Source organism: Rhodovulum tesquicola, from assembly GCF_024128855.1.
In the GTDB taxonomy this organism is placed as follows: Bacteria; Pseudomonadota; Alphaproteobacteria; order Rhodobacterales; family Rhodobacteraceae; genus Rhodovulum; species Rhodovulum tesquicola.
This window is the reverse complement of sequence record NZ_JAMYDV010000078.1, coordinates 1-254: the sequence shown is the minus strand read 5'-3', so window position 1 is coordinate 254 and position 254 is coordinate 1. Positions and strand designations below refer to the sequence as shown.

The 254-nt window shown below is 58.3% G+C and carries 1 protein-coding gene; it reads left to right on the top strand.

Translation table 11 applies throughout. The features are described from left to right. Positions 1–228: hypothetical protein (locus NHN26_RS17445; RefSeq protein WP_253090556.1), on the top strand; the 228-nt coding region annotated here is incomplete at its 5' end. Between the last annotated feature and the right edge of the window lie 26 nt (positions 229–254).

Here is a 254-nt window from a genome sequence, read left to right as displayed (position 1 = left end):
GTCGCCTGGCGTCATGCCCGGACCGTCGTGCTGCAGGATGCGGCACAGCCTCGATCAGGGAGCAGGACCACAATGGCCAGCACAAATATCCTCAACCCGAACCCGCCCGAGTTCGAGCGCTTTCTCTTGGCCTGCTGCCGGTTTCGTGGACACGAAGATAAGATCGTGACCAAGGACCTGGAGATCGGACATGGTAAGACGGAAGTTCACGAAGGAGTTCAAGTTTGAGGCTGTGAAGCTGGTGACAGATCGGG